Raw genomic sequence first — 17,124 nt, forward strand, 5'->3', positions numbered from 1 at the left:
ATTGAAATAAGACTAGAAACCGGAGGTCGGTATGAGCTCGAAGAAAAAAATCGCTGTTGCTAAGGGAGATGGGATCGGTCCGGAAATCATGGACGCCACTCTTAGGATCTTAGAAGCGGCAGGTGCGAGCATTGAACCGGTCTTTATAGATATCGGAGAACAAGTTTATAAAAAAGGCCATAGTGCGGGAATAGAACCTGCGTCCTGGGACATTCTCCGCGATACAAAAGTATTTTTTAAAGCTCCGATCACAACTCCTCAAGGAGGCGGTTACAAAAGTTTGAATGTAACAGTTCGAACTACTCTGGGGCTATTCGCCAACGTTAGACCTTGCATTTCTCTTTATCCTTACGTAGACACAAAACATCCTAAGTTAGATGTGGTTATCGTAAGAGAGAATGAAGAGGATCTTTACACAGGAATAGAACACAAACAGACTTCGGACACTGTCCAATGTCTAAAATTAATTTCAAGACCAGGTTCCGAAAAGATCATCCGTTATGCGTTCGAATACGCAAAAGCTTATGGTAGAAAGAAAGTAACCGCGATGGTAAAAGATAATATCATGAAACAATCGGACGGATTGTTTCATGAGGTATTCAAAGAAATTGCAAAAGAATATCCGGATCTAGAAGCTGTAAGCGAGATCATTGATATAGGTGCTGCTCACTTGGCGGAAAGACCTCAGGCCTACGATGTAGTAGTCACATTGAACTTATACGGAGATATTATTTCAGATATAGTGGCTCAGGTCGCAGGCTCGGTTGGTATGGCAGGATCGGCAAACATAGGAGAAGTTGTCTCTATGTTCGAAGCGATCCACGGTTCAGCTCCGGACATCGCAGGTAAAAATATAGCAAACCCAAGCGGACTCATCAACGCGGCAGTCATGATGCTTGTCCATTTAGGGCAACCTGATATCGCAGCCAAAATCCAAAACGCGTGGCTACTTACGATCGAAGAAGGTATTCACACCGGAGATATTTACAAGGCAGGCGTAAGTCGTATCAAAGTAGGAACAAAAGAATTCGGAGAGGCGGTGATCGGAAACCTAGGGCATCTTCCCGAAAAATTCAAACCTATCTCTTTCGGAAAAGCAAAAGCGATCCACATTCCTGAATACAAAAGAAAACCTCTGCAAAAAGAACTAGTCGGTGTGGATGTATTTTTAGACTGGATACCAGGAACTGCTGAAGAGCTGGCTAAAAAACTAAGTACAGTCTCCGGAGATCTGAAACTTAGAATGATCACGAATAGAGGAGTAAAAGTTTATCCGAACGGCGCTCCCGAAACTTTCTTAACGGACCATTGGAGATGTAGATTCGTAAATCCTGAAACTCCGGATGCGGATTCAGGAGACGGTTTTATAAAGATCCAACCTGAACAAATCGCAAAACTATTACTTAGAATTTCAGAAGCTGGATTAGATAGTATCCAAACGGATAACTTGTATAAGTTCGAAGGGAAAAGAGCATTCTCCTTAGGTGGCGGGGAATAATTAAGGCTGGTTTGTTAGGATTTTTTTAAATGAATCCAAAGATACAGGCTTGATTATATAATCTTTTACTAATGGGATTTCTTTAGCTCTTTTGAGGTCTGAATCGTCTACGGAGGAGCTAACCATATAGATTTCGGGTTTTTTGCTGAGAGAGTTCACGAAGTTTGCATATTCGTCCAAAAACTGCCAGCCGTCCATAAAAGGCATATTGATATCTAAAAAGATAAAATCTGGAATGATATCTGGCTCGCTTTGATGTTCTTTCAGAAAGCTGATCGCACCTTCTCCATCCTGAAAGACTTTTAAACTTTCGACTGCACCTGTTTTTTCAATGGTTCTTTTTGCGATTTCGACGAAGATCGCATCGTCATCTACGAGTAAAAGTTTCTGTTTTTTAAATATTAAATTCATTTGCTTTAGAAAGATGAATTGTAAATTTCGTGCCCTGTCCGGGACTACTTTCCACATGGATCTCTCCACCCAAGGACTCAATCTGGTTTTTGGTCATAAACAGGCCTAAACCTCTTCCCTCGGTATTCCGGTGAAATCTTTTGTGTAATTTAAAAATCTGATCCCCATGTTTATTTAAGTCAATTCCTAAACCGTTATCCTGCACTTCCAAAATATGATTTCCGTGAGACCAATATGTCTTAAATCGGATCACCGGATGAGGGGATTCACTTCTATATTTCAAAGAATTGGAAAGTAGATTTAAGAATATACTCTCCAAATAGACTTGAGGGTAAACAATAGAAGGAGATTTCGAAAAGTCCGCGATAATTTCAGCCTCATATTCCAATATTTGACCTAAAAACATGGCTTTCACTCTTGAAAATATCGACTCGAACGAGATTTCTTCGGAGACAACCTTTGGACTTTGTCTTATTTTAATAACTTCTACAATTTCGTTTAATGTAGTAAGTAATTGGTCAGAGGTCGTCTTGAGATAGTCCATGTATTCGAGCCTCTCTTCTTCCGTTTCCGCCTCTTCCAAGAACTTTACGAGTGTGGAGATATTTCCGATCGGAGATCTCATATTATGCGAAACAATCTGGTTGAATTCCTCTAACTGGGAGATCCTTTCCTTTAAGTGATTTCCAACAGATCTGAGTCTCGCGTTTTTTTCTCTTAGAATATTTTCTAAGATCCTTTTGCGGGAGATATCCTGGATCTGAGAAACGATGAACATCAGCTCGCCGGAATCTTTTCTAACTGCAACCCCTGTGATAAATACCCAGACTATATGTCCTTTTTTGTGGATATATCTCTTTGCAAATTGAGCGCTATCCCTTTCCCCAACGATTATTTTACGAAATGCTTCTGCACCAACGTTTAGATCTTCTGGATAAGTGACGTCTTGGAAAGATTTGAAAAGAAGTTCGTCAGGTTCATATCCTAACATCTTAGCGAAGGACTGATTGAGTTCCAAAAAGAGTCCGTTCTTATCCAGCAGAATGATCCCGTTGCCGGAACTATGAAACGCTTCGGAGAATTTTTTCTCACTTACTCGGATCTCTTCTTCCACCAATTTAGAAAGAGTGATATCCTGCATCGCACCGTATACTCCGACGATCCTTCCATCGGAATAGGCAGGTTTACCTTGGGTGCGAACCCAAATCACTCTTCCAGTTTCTGTGACCATTCTATGTTCCACAGAATACATTTCACCTTTTTGATAGACCCGTAAATTATTCTCTTTCAATTTTTCCAGATCTTCCGGATAAGAATATTTTTGATAAACCGTATCCCTATCTATTCCGAGAGAAGGATCTCTTTCCAAGATCTTATAAATTTCAGAAGACCAATACAAAGTCCCAGTTTCAAGATTGGATTCCCAAGCCCCCACCTTTGCTAGTTCAGCCATGATGGAAGAGAATTTTTTTTCCTGCTGTAAACTCTCCGTTAGTTGCACTTGATCGGTAACATCTCTGGAAGTTGTATTTAAGTGAGTAACCTTGCCTTCTTTATTACTAATCGGTTGGGTTAAGGTCTGGAACCAAACATAGTCCCCATTCTTCTTTAAAAAACGATATTGGGTGGCGACTGTAGGTCTTCCTTCTTTCGCAGGATTATGAGAATCTTTAAGAATACGTTCTCTGTCATCGGGATGGATAAAATCATATGGATTACGACCTAATAATTCTTCCGGTTTAAAACCGGTAAGAGTTTCAATGATAGGATTTACGTAAAGATAGATCCCTTCCGGGTCGTGTAGGCAAATCAGTTCCCGACTGGTTTCGATTAAGATCCGGTATAAATCTTGGTTTTGATCCAATTCTATTTCTTCCTGCCCCGATCCTTCTTCCATAAAATGCAAGAACTTGCTCTACTAACTAATACATATAAAGACAAATAAGACGAGTACATTGCGAATAAAAAAGACCAAAATCCTTTAATGTAAGATATTTTATTTTCGCAAAGTAAACGGATCTAAAGATTTTAAATTTTACCCGAAACTAAACCTTTTGCACTAGAACGAGTGAGCTGCTTTTGGGGATTCGGTTCCGAAGAAGAAACCTTTTTTCGCGTGGGCCTTATTTCTTTTTGAAAGAATCAAAAAGAGGAAAGTAGAATTAAAAAAACGTAATGGGATTTTGGAAGAAGTTTTTCGATCCAGACAAGACCGAAAAACTTCAGACTGGATTATTCTCCGTCGTCTCCGATCGCTTCTACTGGACAGATCTCCATAGCTTTACGAGCGGCAATCGCTTCTTCCGGATTGGCAGGCTGTCTATGGAAATATACTTTAGACTCATCGTCGGTATATTTCAAAAGCTGAGGAGCTTCTTCCAAGCAATCATTACAAGGAACGCAGCTATTATCAATATAGAACTTTCCCGGAACATTTTCCGGAACTTTGTCATTCTTATCTGCCATGAATACTAAGGATTATCGAACGTTTGGAACGTCAAGTTGGTTTTCTATTAGGAAACGGGTAGGATAGGATTGACAAGTCCAAGAATCAAAGGAAAACACTGCAATGGCAAATTCAGCCCCACTTTTATCCCGCAGAACATTCTTGAGACTGGGACTCGCCGGTTCTGGAGCTCTAGTACTTGGGGGATCCATTTGTATCTTAAACAGATCTTCCAGACAGCTTCCTAAAGTATTATTCTTCTCTGAGTCCGAATTAGAAACCCTGGCCGCATTATCAGAAGCGATCTTACCCGAAGCTGTAGGAGTTCCAACATATAAAGAAGCAAAGGTATTGGAAAGATTAGATGAAGAATTTTATTTCGTAGACCCTTTCTTATCCGACGACTTCAAAACTTTAATATTGGTTTTAGAATATCTTCCTTTATTTCACTGGAAGTTTTCCAGATTCTCCAAACTTTCTTTGGAAAGCAGAAGAAAATTCTTATCCGAATTGAATCAATCCGACTCGGATACAGTCAGAGCGGTTTGGGCAAATTTAAGAATGCCGATTTTTCTAATGTACTACGGGCATGAGTCCACTTTCAAAGCAATTTCGTATGACGGACCTTTTCTGAATCCTCCTGAAAAGTTAAGTGAATCCAGGATCTATTATAGCAAACTAGTAGGAGGTTCCGATGTCGGGTAAAATTTACGAATGGAAAAATTTGGGCGAATCCAAAGAGATTCGCACTGAAGTTTTAGTGATCGGAACAGGTTGTGGAGGTGCAACCGTTGCATATGAACTAGCAAAAGCTGGGAAAAAGGTAGCATTGATCGAAGAGGGAGGCTACTATCATACTGGATCATTCGATAATCATGAATTGAATATGGCAGGTAAAGTTTCCGCAGAAAGGAACATGGCCACCACTGCGGATGGAACAGTAAACATCGTGTACGGAAAGAACGTAGGCGGGGCTTCCGTTCACTATTGGGCAGACAGTTATAGAACTCCTAAAGATAGATTAGAACTTTGGAAGGACAAATTCGGGATCTTAGGCCACGGTACGGAAGATCTGGAACCATTCTGGAAAGAGTTAGACGACACACTAAATGTACATCCTGCCAAAGAAGAAAATTATAATAGAATGAACCAATTGGTTCGTAAGGCCTCCAAAGAATTAGGATGGGAAGGAAATCCAGTTCCCCAAGCACGCAAGAACTGCCAAAAGTCCGGACATTGTATGCAAGGTTGTATGTTCGGAGCAAAACAAAGTCAGCTAATCACTCATATACCGATGGCAATGGCTTTGGGCGCGGATCTTTATGCGGACACTAAAGCATTAGAATTGGAGTTAGAAGGTGACAAGGTAGTCGGATTAGAAGCGGTTGTGATAGACAGACCTTCTCAAAAAGAATCCGAAGTGAGGTTGCGTTTTAAAGCAGACATAGTCGTTGTCGCAGCAGGAGGTTTTGGAAGTTCTACCTTTCTTCTCAAAAACGGACTAAAGAGAAAGTTACCCGCTTTGGGAGAATTTTTAGCGATCAATCCTTCTCCATTCGTTCATGCACTGTATAAAGAACCGATCATACAATGGAGAAACATTCCTTCCGCATATGGAGTGGAAGAATTTAGGCTAGCACGTTATGCAGGAGGCACTTACAGAGAAGGCGGCTATCTTATTATGGCCAACCAATTGCAACCTGGAGCGATAGGCGCTCTTGTCCCGGGATTTGGAGCCGAACATTTCGAGATCATGAAAGAACTTCCTAGACTTGGAGGGACAATCGGCTGGATAGACGATCCGGATACCGAGTTAGGCAGAATAGAAGTCAAGTCCGGTGGCAAAAGAGAAGTTCAATACAGTTTTGGACCGCTAACTAAAGAGATATTAAAAGACTGTATTCGCAAACAAGTCACCCTGAACTTTAAAGCAGGCGCATACAAGGTGATACTTCCGGATCTGAAGAGAACCGTCTTAACAAAACCAGAGGAGATCGGTGTTGTGGATTCACTTCCATTAACTCCAGCTTCTATGGCAATGGCTGCTCCTCATCCGGCCGGAGGATGTAGAATGGGACTGGATCCCAAAACTTCAGTCGTGGATTGGAAACATAAGGTACATGGAATTTCTAATTTATACGTAAGCGATTCCAGCGTGTTCCCTACGGCAGTTTCCGTGGACCCAAGCTATACGATTATGGCATTCTCGAAAAGAGCAGCCCAATTTATTTCAGAGAAGAAGGCCTGAATGCCATCATGGAACTTTTGGATCGAATCTCCTTGACCGGACCGCTCCTTGGAAAAACATCGTAATCGCAACCAAGAACCGGAGAGGTGTCCGAGCGGTTTATGGTACTTGCTTGGAAAGCAAGCGTAGGGTAACACCTACCGGGGGTTCGAATCCCCCCCTCTCCGCCAGTTCTTGTTTCCAGTGGACCTAATTTGGAACCGCTAGGTAAAACATTTCTTTGGATCGGGGCATTCTTCCTGATCATCGGAGCCATAATCGTTTTCGGCTCAAAACTTCCATTTATCTCTTCTCTCGGAAATTTACCCGGGGATTTCAAGATCGAAAGAGAAAATTTCAAATTCTATTTTCCTTTCGCAACTTCCATTCTGATCAGCATCGGACTTTCTCTCCTTCTGTATCTCTGGAACAGATTCGTACATTAAGAAAAACGTATGGATTCGGAAAACACTCCTCGCTTTAGCGATAGATTTGAATTCATTCCAGGAGAGAACGATCTATATTCTCTTTTAGGATCTTTTAAAAGCTCAGGGCAGGATTGGATCGACTTAACTGTTTCCAATCCTACAAAAGTAGGACTAGTTTATCCGAGGGAAGCTATATTACATTCCCTGGAAAAACCGGAAAGTCTGGAATATGATCCTAATCCTAAAGGAATTATCAATGCCAGAAGATCCATCGTAGGGTATTATAAAGAAAAAGGTAATACTATCTCGGAAGAAGACTTATTCTTAACCTCTTCCTCTTCCGAAGCATATTCCTATTTAATAAAATTATTATGCAACGCTGGAGAAGAAGTTCTCATCCCTTCTCCAGGATATCCGCTCTTTGAATTTTTGTCCCTACTAGACGGAGTAGAATTTAACACCTATAAACTGAACCAAAACGAAGATTGGAAAATAGATTTCGAAAACTTAAATTCAAAGATCTCAAACAAAACTAAAATTCTATTTTTAGTTTCTCCCAATAATCCAACGGGGAGTCTTATTACCTCTGAAGAATTTGAAAAACTGAAAGTCATTTCTAGAACAAAAAAGATAGCATTGGTCCTAGATGAAGTATTTTCCGATTATCTACATGAAGAAAATCAAAACCAGATCGATTTCTTTCATACTGATTTTCCCATGTTTGTAGTAAACGGAGTCTCTAAGATACTTGCGCTTCCCCAAATGAAACTTTCCTGGATCCATGTAGGAGGTCCTACTAATTGGAAAAAGGAATGTAAGGAAAGGTTGGAGATCATTTCGGATACTTATCTTTCTGTAGGAACACCAATTCAACTTGCTCTTCCTGAATTATTCCAATGGAGAAATATGATCCAAAGCCAGATACTCCGAAGAATTCGCAGAAATCTTCAGATCCTGGAAAGTTTTCATTTTTCTCATCCGGGGATCGATTACTATTCTCCCAAAGGAGGATGGTATAGTGTATTACAATCGGAATCCTTTTTAAATGATGAAGAATTCTGTCTTAGATTATTAGAAAAAGAGAAAGTACTGGTCCACCCTGGTTCTATGTTCGGATTCGAAGAAGATTCAGGAAGTATCGTGATCAGCTTGATATCTGAAACGGAACTATTTCAGTCAGGACTCGAAAAGGTCTCAACGTTTTTATAAAATCGCTTTTTGAACAAAACTTTTGTATTGTTTTGGAGTTAGCCCGGTCGCCTTCTTAAACTCTACATTAAAAGAAGTTTTAGAACCGAAACCTACTGCAAACGCAATATTCAGAATATTATCCTCGGTATCGTTTTTCAGAAGAAGTTTGGCTTCTTCTATCCTTTTAGAATTCAAATAAGCTGCAAATCCCATTTCCAGTCTGGAATTCAGAAGTTCGGACAATTGGTGAGTACTCAAACCGATCTTAGAGGCCACCATCTGAATGGTAACTTCTTCCTCTGCGAACAATTTCTCAGTATTCATCAGATTTTCGAGAGCATTCAGGGATTCATCCACGTCCAGACCTGAGATCTTAGAACGAGCGTATCTAGGCTTGTTTAGAAAACCTCGTAATGTTTCTAAAAGGCTATTCTTCTCTTCCAAATTCTGAGAATATTTTTGGATAATATTATAAAGCAGGATAAGAAGGTCCGCAGGAAAGAATAGTGGTACCGAATACACTGTGAAAAACCCGTATTCCAAATATCCCATATAGTAAAAGATACTAATATATCCTAAGGTTAGATACATTCCCCAGGAAACCAAAAACAGGTTTAATTTACGATTCCCCCTCCCTCTCAGATAGATCCCTGAAATCAATATCATTGGGATAGAAATGGAATAAATGATCTCGTTGGTCAGGGTGAGATACGCAATGGTTTCCATCATGAAGATGAGTGGAAGGGTAAGACCCAGAACTAGTGCGAAAAAAAATAAGATCCGATCGACCCAGGGCAAAAATGTTTCTGTTTCCAAAAACTTTCGGATAAATTGGAATCCAAATAGACCGCCCAAATTAAAGAAGAAGTAATTCACTTTCTCGGCCCAAAGAGGGGAGTCTTCCCAAAAAAGCTCTATCGCATTTCCGTAATTTACGTCGTAAGAAGCTCCCATACAGAAAGCATAGCAGGTATATAGTAGAAATTCCTTATATTCTGTTGCTCTATAATACAGCAAGGCGACAAGGATTAGCATCCCATATAAGCACGCGGAAAGAGAAAATACTCCGGTTTCGATCGCGAGATTTGCCCGGACCCCCGCCTCATCCATAATATCGATCGGAAATGACATAATGGATTCTGATTTGATTCTAACGATAAATTCTTTTTCTTCTCCAGGCTCTCCTTGCAAAAGCAAGGTCGGATAGAGAACATTTTTCACAGGCCAATCACTTTTTGATAATGTATCCCCTACTCTTTGTAATGGACTTACCCCATTTGGGGTATATAATTCAGCTAGATCGTGAGCCTTCCACCGAATTACGAAGTAAAGATTTTCACGAATTTCTTCTCGAAATCGAATTCTGAATTTTAACCAATACGATCTTTTAGAAAAATTGAAATTTAAGGCGTTCGCTCCAATTTTTTTCCAACCGTTAATTTGATTCGAAGGTGGAGGAACATTTTCGGTATCCGTTTTTTCCCAAAGGTAAAGTTCGGGTGTAATGTTTTTATTATGTTCGTTTGTTTTTAGAATGAACGGAAGTTCTTTTGCAAAGATGGAACCGAAGCTCGAAATAAGAACGAGAAGCAAAAACGAAATTCGGATCATATGTTAAAAAAACTTTTTTATTAATTCGATTCGGTGCAAACAAAAAACGTTCATGTATATAATTCCGAACGATTTTCGATTCTATTTAGTATATTATCGAAATGTTACTCTCCAGTAAGAGTTATCACTTAACTCATATACGTTAACTGGAGTTTACATCAACGCCAATATGGCGTTTTCTATTCGCCTTGCCTCGGACGAGTTTAATCCGCTTGTCCGAATAATTTTCAGGCCCGCATCTGCGGGCCTTTTTTTATCTTTTTCCAAAAATTCTTCCAAAATCCAGTCACACCAAATCCGCAAATTCGATCCTACTATGAGAAATCAAAAAAGGATATTAACATGCATCCAAACGAAGCCAAAATTAGAGACTTTTATAAAAGTTTTCATTCTAGAAATTCCGCAAGTATTGCAGACTTCTATTCACAAGACGCTGAATTTTCAGATCCGGTATTTCCTAAATTGAAAGGAGGCGCGGTGCCTGGAATGTGGTCCATGCTCTTAGAAAGAATGGATCCGAACGCCACGATAGAATTGGTTGAAGCAAATGCTAGTGCTGAAACCGGAACCGCATACTGGGTGGCAACTTATCTGTTCTCAAAAACAGGAAGGCAGGTCCAAAACCATATCAAATCCGAATTCCAATTTAAAAACGGAAAAGTAGTCAAACAAAAGGATAGATTTCCTCTCTGGAAATGGACCAGAATGGCTTTAGGCGCTCCCGGAGTTCTTTTGGGGTGGACACCTTTAATCCAAGGAAAGGTCAGATCAGAGGCCGCCAGAAATTTGGAACATTATCTTAGGAAAAAAGGGATCAAAGCTTAGAATGGAAAAATCCGTAACCATACAAGACGAGTTTACGGATACGATCCGGATCGCCCTAGAAGGAAGACCTAGGGCGATGGAAGTTCTTTTGGAAAAGATCCAAGACTATATCTTTAATCTTTCTTTAAGAATGTTATGGGATCCTCAAGAAGCGGAAGATGCGACCCAAGAAATATTATTCAAAATTTCTAATAAACTTTCCGGATTCCGATTCGAGAGCAAGTTCACTACTTGGGTATATTCCATCGCGAGCAATCATCTTCTTACAATTAAAAGACCTAAGAATATTGTACATTTAAGTAGAATACGCCAAGAATATCTATCTAAGCCGAATTCTATCTCCCTAGAAGATCAGATAGAAGATAAAATCTTGGAAGAAGAGATCCGATTCGGTTGTGTACATGCAGTTTTATTAAAATTGAATTCCGCGGACAGGATAGTATTCGTTCTATCCTCGGTTTATGGAATGAGTAGCGAAGAAGGAGCCGAAATTTTGAGTATCAGTTCCGAAAACTTCCGCCAAAAATTGTCGAGATCCAAAAAGAAACTGTCAGAGTTTCTATCCAAAGAATGTGGGATGTGGATCGATAATAAAAGGTCCTGTCCTTGTATAGGATTGTCCGGGCATCTTTTAGATCGGAACAGGGATAATGTTTCTTTCTTTACGGAACTGAAAAGGTTAAAAAAGAAAAGTCCTAGTTTAGAAGATTCTAAAGTATTAGAACATTTAAAAGAGCTGGATAGACTCGCCTGGATCTATAAAAGCCAAGGGATTTACGAAACACCCAAGGAAATTTTAGAAAAATTGGGAGCTTCTTAAATTCTCGAAATATTCGAAGAACTACTCAGCTTCCGTCCAGTCTTTGGGCTTTGTCAGACCTAAGCGCACAAAATCTCTTAAGAAACCTCTATATCTGGTCAATACTTCGCTCTTATTATGTTCGGCCGGTCTAAAGATCCCTTTTTTAGAAAATAACTTCATAGGTTCTTCTTTGATATCTGACCAAGTTCCCACTTCCAATGTTAAAGGAAGAAATTTGGAACTCCAACTCTCTTGTTCAGAATACAATTCTTGGTAATGATCGTAAAACTTATCCCAAAGATCTCCATGAGTAGTATAACTCGCACTCTGAGGACCATAAGCAAAATTGATATGGCCGCAATGATCTTTAAAGTGAGAGGCGATCTTCTCATACAAAGGAGTATCGGAACAAGGCCTATGAGTATAGGCATACGGCCACCAAACATTGTCCACGGTTCCGAAGCCTGAATGAAGATCCAGGACAGGCAGAATAGAATCTTGTACATGAAAGAATTTTTCGAAAACAGTTCTGGAAAGTGTCCTAGACTCAGGCTCTAATCCATAACCCCTGAAATAAGGAAGTTTATTAGAGAACTTTTGGCCTCCGAAAAAAGGAAGAGGTTTCTCCGCGTCTATCCCTGAGTTTCTCATCAGGTCCACTCCACCGGGATTCGCCCTAGTCTTTGCGGCAACTCCTCCGGGGTTCACGATTGGAATAACAATTAATCCTAATTTACCTTTTTTTAATTCAGGAAGGAAACCAGTGGACTTAGGGCTAATGATATATTCCAAAAAATCGATCAGGATCTGGATGCCTATGGTTTCTAATCCATGAACGCCTGCAGTAATCCCTACAGGATGTTTTTCCAGACCTTCTTTGGTCCCTATCTCCAAACTATAGATCGGAAAACGAAAACCTTCGTCGGTTCTTCTGGAAAAACCTGCTTGGTTGATTTTTACGAGTTTGCCGCCCAGTTTTGCAATCCTGAGCAATCTTTTCTCGTATCGATTCAGTCTTTTGATACCTCTGAGCAAGGTTCGCCTCCGAAAATTTCAGATCGTATCTTTTGTCCACGGTTGGGTTTTAAAACCCGGGTCTCTTATCAGACCTTTATATTTTTATTCTTTAGAGTTTTGAAGAGCTTGTAACCATTTACAATCTTCCGAAAGTTCAGAAACTCCTTTTTTGATCAAAGAACAATCTGCTTCCGTTGCAGCTTTCAAACAGGAAATAGTCCTATTTAAAACCAATTTAGGTTCTTGTGCGGCCAATGTATACACTTTGGATTCTTTAAATTTTTCTAAACAAAAATCCTTTCTTAATCTTTTTTCCAGAATTGCTTCCGAGTCAGGATCCAAGGTTTTCATATCCGGATCCGCACATTGCCTGACCTTCTCACAATACTTGGAGACCCATGCAAACCCGCTGGAATTCTCTACTCCTTCCTGATCCGTTTTCCAAATAGATTCCACAGCAGCCGGAACTTTTTTCTTTTTGGAACAACCGAATGAGAAGAAGGTTCCCATCAATACGAGGACCAATCCGAAAGGAATTAAAGTTTTATTTATTTTAGAGATCATTCCTTATTCTTCCTTACCCCGTTTGCGAATGATAATTTCTATTCTTTCTTGGGAAGCTTTTACTTCCGGGCTAGGACCTTCTTCCGGTCCTAACTTTCTAAATCCATGATATGCTTGGACGGAAAGTCTATCTCTCGAAATGCCGTATTTTTCAGACAAGGTTTCAGCGATCAAACTTGCACGATGTGCATTGTATTCCCAAGTATTTCTAAAACCTTGGCCAGCTTGTTCAGCATAAGGAACTTGGACTCTTAAAGTGATGTCCACATCCATACCTTGCGCCACTTCTGCTACTTTTTTGAAAGTGAAGTCGGTATCCTCATCCGGATGAAATTCACCTTCGCCCAAGGAAGGCGCGAATACTTGGATTCTGATCTCTTCTGTTTCATTGATACCAATGAATAATTTCGTTTTCTCTTTCAGCTTTTTTAATGCGTACGAGATCCTTTCCCAGAAGCGAAACATTTGTGTCCTTGGTTGTAATAAAGGATCCTCTTCTAATGTGATATTGGAACCTTCGAAAAAAGATTCTCCTAAACCGAATCCGCCTCGGACCAAGTCGGCAACTTGTTTCAATTTGTTTTGGTCCACTTGGGAAATAGAATATAAAATAATAAAAAGTCCAAGAAGAAGGGTGATCATATCCGCATACGTCAAAAGCCATCTGTCCCGGTTCTCATCTCCGGCTTCGACAGGCTTTTTGTATCTGGAAAAACGTGATCTTCCGTTCAAGCAGATGACTCCTTAGGCTGCTTCCCGTTAAGAAAAGCAGACTCGAGATATTCCGACTCTCTTCTCTCCACTTGCTCGATAAAAGAAACAAAAATTTCGGGAGATACGGGTAAAACTGCGTTGTACGCCTTCTCCACTGAATCGAACAAAAGAGAAACTCCTAACAAAGATGCCATAAATCTAGCAGGACGGATCAGATAAGCGGAGATGGGTTTATGAGCTAATTCATAAAATGTTCTGAGATTATGAAGAACGATCTCTAACTGCTTTTGTCTTTCTTCTTTATGACCGTAAGCTTTATATAGATCGTCGTATTCTTCTCGGGTAAGCTTTTTGCCGTCCCAATCTCTTTGGATGAGCAACTGTGCCATTTCGGAATCCAAGTGATCGGTGAGATTATTTAACTCTATTAGAGTTTCTAGATTCGCTCTGGTGGTTTCCTTCATCATACCTTTTACTTTTTGGTATGTGTCTAAGGCGAGATGCATCCAAGCTTCTTTGCCATCTAGGTTGTAAATAGTTTCGAAAAAATACTCCACCATAGAGATGGTTTCTTCCAGATGAAAATAGTCCGCGTAAAATTTACGGAATCTTTCCACCTGAGCTCGAACGATCTCTACTTTGGCATGTTTAAGTTTATGTTCTTCGAAACTACTCACTATATTATCCGATTATTATTTGGACTTTCCTCTAGAAACCAAAGGTAGAGGATAACTCTTGAAACCTTGTTGGTCTATTTCCGTTTTTACGGAACTGTAATCCGTAGGAAGATTGATCGTCTCTCTATAAGATTTTGAACTGGAGCGCACTAATATATTCGGAACTCCATCCGCTTCAGGAGTATATTTAAATCGAACTCCATATTTATGATTTCTTGCCCAACCTTCTTTCGTAATTTCTAATAGTGGAACTTTAGAGTTGATATATTTTTTTTCGAAAGAATATACGGAGGATCCAGGAGAATAATATCTCAATCCCTCTTTACCTGAATCCACCTCTACTTTTCCTCCTTGGGGAAATGAAAGAGTGATATAAGTTGTACCGGAATAAGATCCTCTGTTCTTAAACCAGATCACAACTTCGGACGCTACGTCCTTTTTCCATTCGGAAGGAACTTCTACACTTAATAATCCTGGAGCGGCCACACTCGGAACATCCGGCACCAATTCCCATCCATTGAAGTTAAAATTTTGCGCGTAAGTTCTATTGTTCGGAAAAATGGTAAGGTTCTTTTCTTCCTTATTATAAGAGAAATCGATACGTTTTGATTTTGCCAAAAACTGATGGTCCTTTAAAGAAGCGAGACCATCTAAAATTTTCTCACCTTTTCTGATCACGTATGGAACGGAAAAAAGCCCTAAAGGAGGTTCTTCACTTAAAACTTCTAAAAAGAGAGAATTGAAAGAATCTCCAGGAAGTTCTTCCATTAGAATTCTTTTAACTACATAGCCGGACTCTTTTGTATTCTCGTCTTCTCCCGCTTTCCAAGAGGAAGATTTTGGATCGTGAACAAATGGCCCGATATTAAGAAGATTAAAACCTATTTTGGATTTGAGAATCCATTCTCCGTTTTGTTTTTTGAAAACTGCGAGTATCTCTTCGGTTCCGTTACGGACCAAGGCGAATGTTTCCAAGTCCGGATCCTCGTCCAAGTTTCCTACTTTTTTGAGGACCACATCCGGGCTTTTTTCTTCCGACTCGGAGATCGTAAGAGAAATGATCTTGGAATCGGATGGCGTTTTTGAATTACAAGCGATGAGAAGAATGAATACTGAAAAAAGGATCAATATCCTGACAAAAGAAACAAAACGAAACATATTCTGTACTACAGCTTCTTTCCAAGAAAAGCAGATGTCTATCGATTTCCTAGGCCCTAATTAGTCTCCATACCGAACACATTTTTTACGATCCTAGCATTTGTAGTACCATCGTATTCGTCCGTATACGCTCCTAAGGCCTCCGCAAACTCGACAGATAATCCTGCTTTGGTCCTAAGCTCCGGAAAATATAAAAATCCCTTTGCCCTTCGGGGAGTAAATGGATGTGTCAAAAGATCCAGATACTTCTCCCATTGTTGGTCTTGCAAAACCCCATCCGAGAATACTATCTTGGCCCCTCTTTTTACATGCCGGATCTCGTCATCATGAACGATCTGCATTATATCGGCCCGTTTCTGGTCCCCGAATTTCTCGAATGCCTTTCGGTAGATCATCGAAAAATCCAAATTGGCACCCTCGAAGGAAAGAGACATGATCGCAAAAAATTTCTGCAACGTCTGCATGTTCGGAATTTGTTTCCAGAAGATATAATTGAGAGGACGATCCCCCAGATCCATTCCCCATTCTCTGATCGAATCCAAATACAATCTAAGGTGTTTTTGTTCTTCCAGAATCGTCTTGAACAAACTTTTGCGAACGGAAGAAGGAGCATTCTGAAATTTTAATATGGCCCAAGCAAATATCTCAACAGCCATCAGTTCATGATTTGCAAAATGATGAAGCGAAAGTATTCTATTCTCTTCAGAATTCAAATGTTCCACTCGGGGCATTTTTGATTTTTTATCCGAGAAAGATAATTTAGGAGATCTTTCCGGTCTGTCCTTAGGAGCAAAATTGGGCCAGAGAATATCTTCCGGCATTTTTTCAGGAGAGTATAACTTATCCTCTAGATTGGGAGAACTTAAAAGAAATTGGGCGTATTCGTTTAAAGTCAAGGTCAGTGTTTTTTAGAATCGAATGCCAACTCGATAATAGATCCTCTGATACTTGAATCAGTAGGGTCTGAGGAAATTCTTCCTTCTTTACAATGATACATGATCTTCACCGAGTCCATTAAGGATTGCATAATGAGTAAACCTTTACCTAAGTTTTTATGTTGGGTAAGCTTTCCTCTATTTGGAAGCACCTCACATTTACCTTCTTGGTAGGTTTTTACTTTTTTTAAGAACTCTTGGAGAGAAGAAGGTTTAGCTTCCGTTATCTGCTCTTCTATCTTTTCTTTTTTCAGGCCGGAACCATAGTCCACGATCCATAAAGTAAACTTAGAATTGTTAACGATCCATCTGCAGATGATAGTTTCTTCGGAACTAGAATTACAATTTGCGGAAATAGAATTGGTGAGAGCCTCGTCTGCAGCTAACTCGATCTGCTGGATATCTTTGGAGATGAATGTATTTTCTTCTAAAGATTGACGAAGTGCTCTTCTGAACTCCCGAATACTTGATAAATCAGGAGGCAGGAACATAACGTACGAACCCGAATGATGTTTAACCAAAAGTGAATCGGCCGTATCCCTCATTTCTTATCTGAGAAGTCCCTTAGTATAGTAATACAGACCGAAAGGGGGGTTTTGCAACAAAAAACCCCCGAAAAA

General features: G+C 39.9%; 18 protein-coding genes and 1 tRNA gene. 8 read left to right on the plus strand and 11 right to left on the minus strand.

Features of this window, described 5'->3' with window-relative positions; translation table 11 throughout:
- The first annotated feature begins 31 nt into the window (after nt 1–31).
- Nucleotides 32–1,498: an NADP-dependent isocitrate dehydrogenase gene (locus LPTSP_RS12970; protein WP_108929136.1), complete on the plus strand. Its 1,467-nt coding sequence runs from the start codon at nt 32–34 to the stop codon at nt 1,496–1,498.
- Here LPTSP_RS12970 and LPTSP_RS12975 read toward each other — a convergent pair whose 3' ends face one another.
- The 3 genes from LPTSP_RS12975 to LPTSP_RS12985 all read right to left on the minus strand — a co-directional run bounded on the left by LPTSP_RS12975 (nt 1,499) and on the right by LPTSP_RS12985 (nt 4,375).
- Nucleotides 1,499–1,909, minus strand: a complete 411-nt coding sequence (locus tag LPTSP_RS12975) for a response regulator (RefSeq protein WP_108929137.1) — start codon at nt 1,907–1,909, stop codon at nt 1,499–1,501. It lies immediately after the preceding gene.
- Nucleotides 1,893–3,806 carry a PAS domain S-box protein gene (locus LPTSP_RS12980; RefSeq protein ID WP_108929138.1) on the minus strand — a complete coding sequence of 638 codons (1,914 nt, stop codon included), beginning with the start codon at nt 3,804–3,806 and terminating at the stop codon, nt 1,893–1,895. Before LPTSP_RS12980 ends, LPTSP_RS12975 begins: the two co-directional genes overlap by 17 nt.
- A 335-nt stretch (nt 3,807–4,141) precedes the next feature.
- On the minus strand, nt 4,142–4,375 hold the full coding sequence (locus tag LPTSP_RS12985; protein WP_108929139.1) for a ferredoxin: 234 nt from the start codon (nt 4,373–4,375) through the stop codon (nt 4,142–4,144).
- Between the two features lie 103 nt (nt 4,376–4,478).
- On the opposite strand from LPTSP_RS12985, the gene LPTSP_RS12990 reads away from it, so the two are divergent.
- The 5 genes from LPTSP_RS12990 (at nt 4,479) to LPTSP_RS13010 (ending at nt 8,219) form a co-directional block, all read left to right on the plus strand.
- Nucleotides 4,479–5,060: a twin-arginine translocation signal domain-containing protein gene (locus LPTSP_RS12990; protein WP_108929140.1), complete on the plus strand. Its 582-nt coding sequence runs from the start codon at nt 4,479–4,481 to the stop codon at nt 5,058–5,060.
- Nucleotides 5,050–6,603 carry an FAD-dependent oxidoreductase gene (locus LPTSP_RS12995; RefSeq protein ID WP_108929141.1) on the plus strand — a complete coding sequence of 518 codons (1,554 nt, stop codon included), beginning with the start codon at nt 5,050–5,052 and terminating at the stop codon, nt 6,601–6,603. Before LPTSP_RS12990 ends, LPTSP_RS12995 begins: the two co-directional genes overlap by 11 nt.
- Before the next feature lie 80 nt (nt 6,604–6,683).
- Nucleotides 6,684–6,773, plus strand: a tRNA-Ser gene (locus tag LPTSP_RS13000).
- A gap of 24 nt (nt 6,774–6,797) precedes the next feature.
- Nucleotides 6,798–7,028 (plus strand): DUF2905 domain-containing protein, encoded by a 231-nt coding sequence (locus LPTSP_RS13005; RefSeq protein ID WP_108929142.1) that lies wholly within the window; start codon nt 6,798–6,800, stop codon nt 7,026–7,028.
- A 9-nt stretch (nt 7,029–7,037) separates the two neighbouring features.
- The gene (locus LPTSP_RS13010) at nt 7,038–8,219 is read left to right on the plus strand and encodes a pyridoxal phosphate-dependent aminotransferase (RefSeq protein ID WP_108929143.1); all 1,182 of its coding nucleotides are present in this window, start codon (nt 7,038–7,040) and stop codon (nt 8,217–8,219) included.
- Here LPTSP_RS13010 and LPTSP_RS13015 read toward each other — a convergent pair.
- The gene (locus tag LPTSP_RS13015) at nt 8,214–9,794 is read right to left on the minus strand and encodes a 7TM diverse intracellular signaling domain-containing protein (RefSeq protein ID WP_245915567.1); all 1,581 of its coding nucleotides are present in this window, start codon (nt 9,792–9,794) and stop codon (nt 8,214–8,216) included. The two genes, LPTSP_RS13010 and LPTSP_RS13015, sit on opposite strands and share 6 nt — an antisense overlap.
- Nucleotides 9,795–10,154: 360 nt before the next feature.
- Between LPTSP_RS13015 and LPTSP_RS13020 the strand changes: the two genes are divergently transcribed.
- Nucleotides 10,155–10,637: a nuclear transport factor 2 family protein gene (locus LPTSP_RS13020; protein WP_108929145.1), complete on the plus strand. Its 483-nt coding sequence runs from the start codon at nt 10,155–10,157 to the stop codon at nt 10,635–10,637.
- Nucleotide 10,638: 1 nt separating this feature from the next.
- Nucleotides 10,639–11,457, plus strand: coding sequence for an RNA polymerase sigma factor (locus LPTSP_RS13025; protein WP_108929146.1), 819 nt, complete (start codon nt 10,639–10,641; stop codon nt 11,455–11,457).
- Between the two features lie 21 nt (nt 11,458–11,478).
- Here LPTSP_RS13025 and LPTSP_RS13030 read toward each other — a convergent pair whose 3' ends face one another.
- The 7 genes from LPTSP_RS13030 to LPTSP_RS13060 all read right to left on the minus strand — a co-directional run bounded on the left by LPTSP_RS13030 (nt 11,479) and on the right by LPTSP_RS13060 (nt 17,049).
- Nucleotides 11,479–12,474, minus strand: a complete 996-nt coding sequence (locus LPTSP_RS13030; protein ID WP_108929147.1) for a M14 family zinc carboxypeptidase — start codon at nt 12,472–12,474, stop codon at nt 11,479–11,481.
- An 84-nt stretch (nt 12,475–12,558) separates the two neighbouring features.
- Nucleotides 12,559–13,020: an LA_2478/LA_2722/LA_4182 family protein gene (locus LPTSP_RS13035; protein ID WP_108929148.1), complete on the minus strand. Its 462-nt coding sequence runs from the start codon at nt 13,018–13,020 to the stop codon at nt 12,559–12,561.
- Nucleotides 13,021–13,023: 3 nt separating this feature from the next.
- On the minus strand, nt 13,024–13,752 hold the full coding sequence (locus LPTSP_RS13040) for a flagellar motor protein MotB (RefSeq protein WP_108929149.1): 729 nt from the start codon (nt 13,750–13,752) through the stop codon (nt 13,024–13,026).
- A complete protein-coding gene (locus tag LPTSP_RS13045; protein WP_108929150.1) occupies nt 13,749–14,411 on the minus strand; it encodes an FFLEELY motif protein in 663 nt (220 codons plus the stop codon). Before LPTSP_RS13045 ends, LPTSP_RS13040 begins: the two co-directional genes overlap by 4 nt.
- 15 nt (nt 14,412–14,426) lie before the next feature.
- On the minus strand, nt 14,427–15,569 hold the full coding sequence (locus LPTSP_RS13050) for an LIC13341 family surface-exposed protein (protein ID WP_108929151.1): 1,143 nt from the start codon (nt 15,567–15,569) through the stop codon (nt 14,427–14,429).
- A gap of 56 nt (nt 15,570–15,625) precedes the next feature.
- The gene (locus LPTSP_RS13055) at nt 15,626–16,465 is read right to left on the minus strand and encodes a DUF455 family protein (protein WP_108929152.1); all 840 of its coding nucleotides are present in this window, start codon (nt 16,463–16,465) and stop codon (nt 15,626–15,628) included.
- Nucleotides 16,466–16,467: 2 nt separating this feature from the next.
- Nucleotides 16,468–17,049: an ATP-binding protein gene (locus LPTSP_RS13060; RefSeq protein ID WP_174704464.1), complete on the minus strand. Its 582-nt coding sequence runs from the start codon at nt 17,047–17,049 to the stop codon at nt 16,468–16,470.
- Between the last annotated feature and the right edge of the window lie 75 nt (nt 17,050–17,124).

The organism is Leptospira johnsonii (assembly GCF_003112675.1).
Taxonomy (GTDB): Bacteria; Spirochaetota; Leptospiria; order Leptospirales; family Leptospiraceae; genus Leptospira_B; species Leptospira_B johnsonii.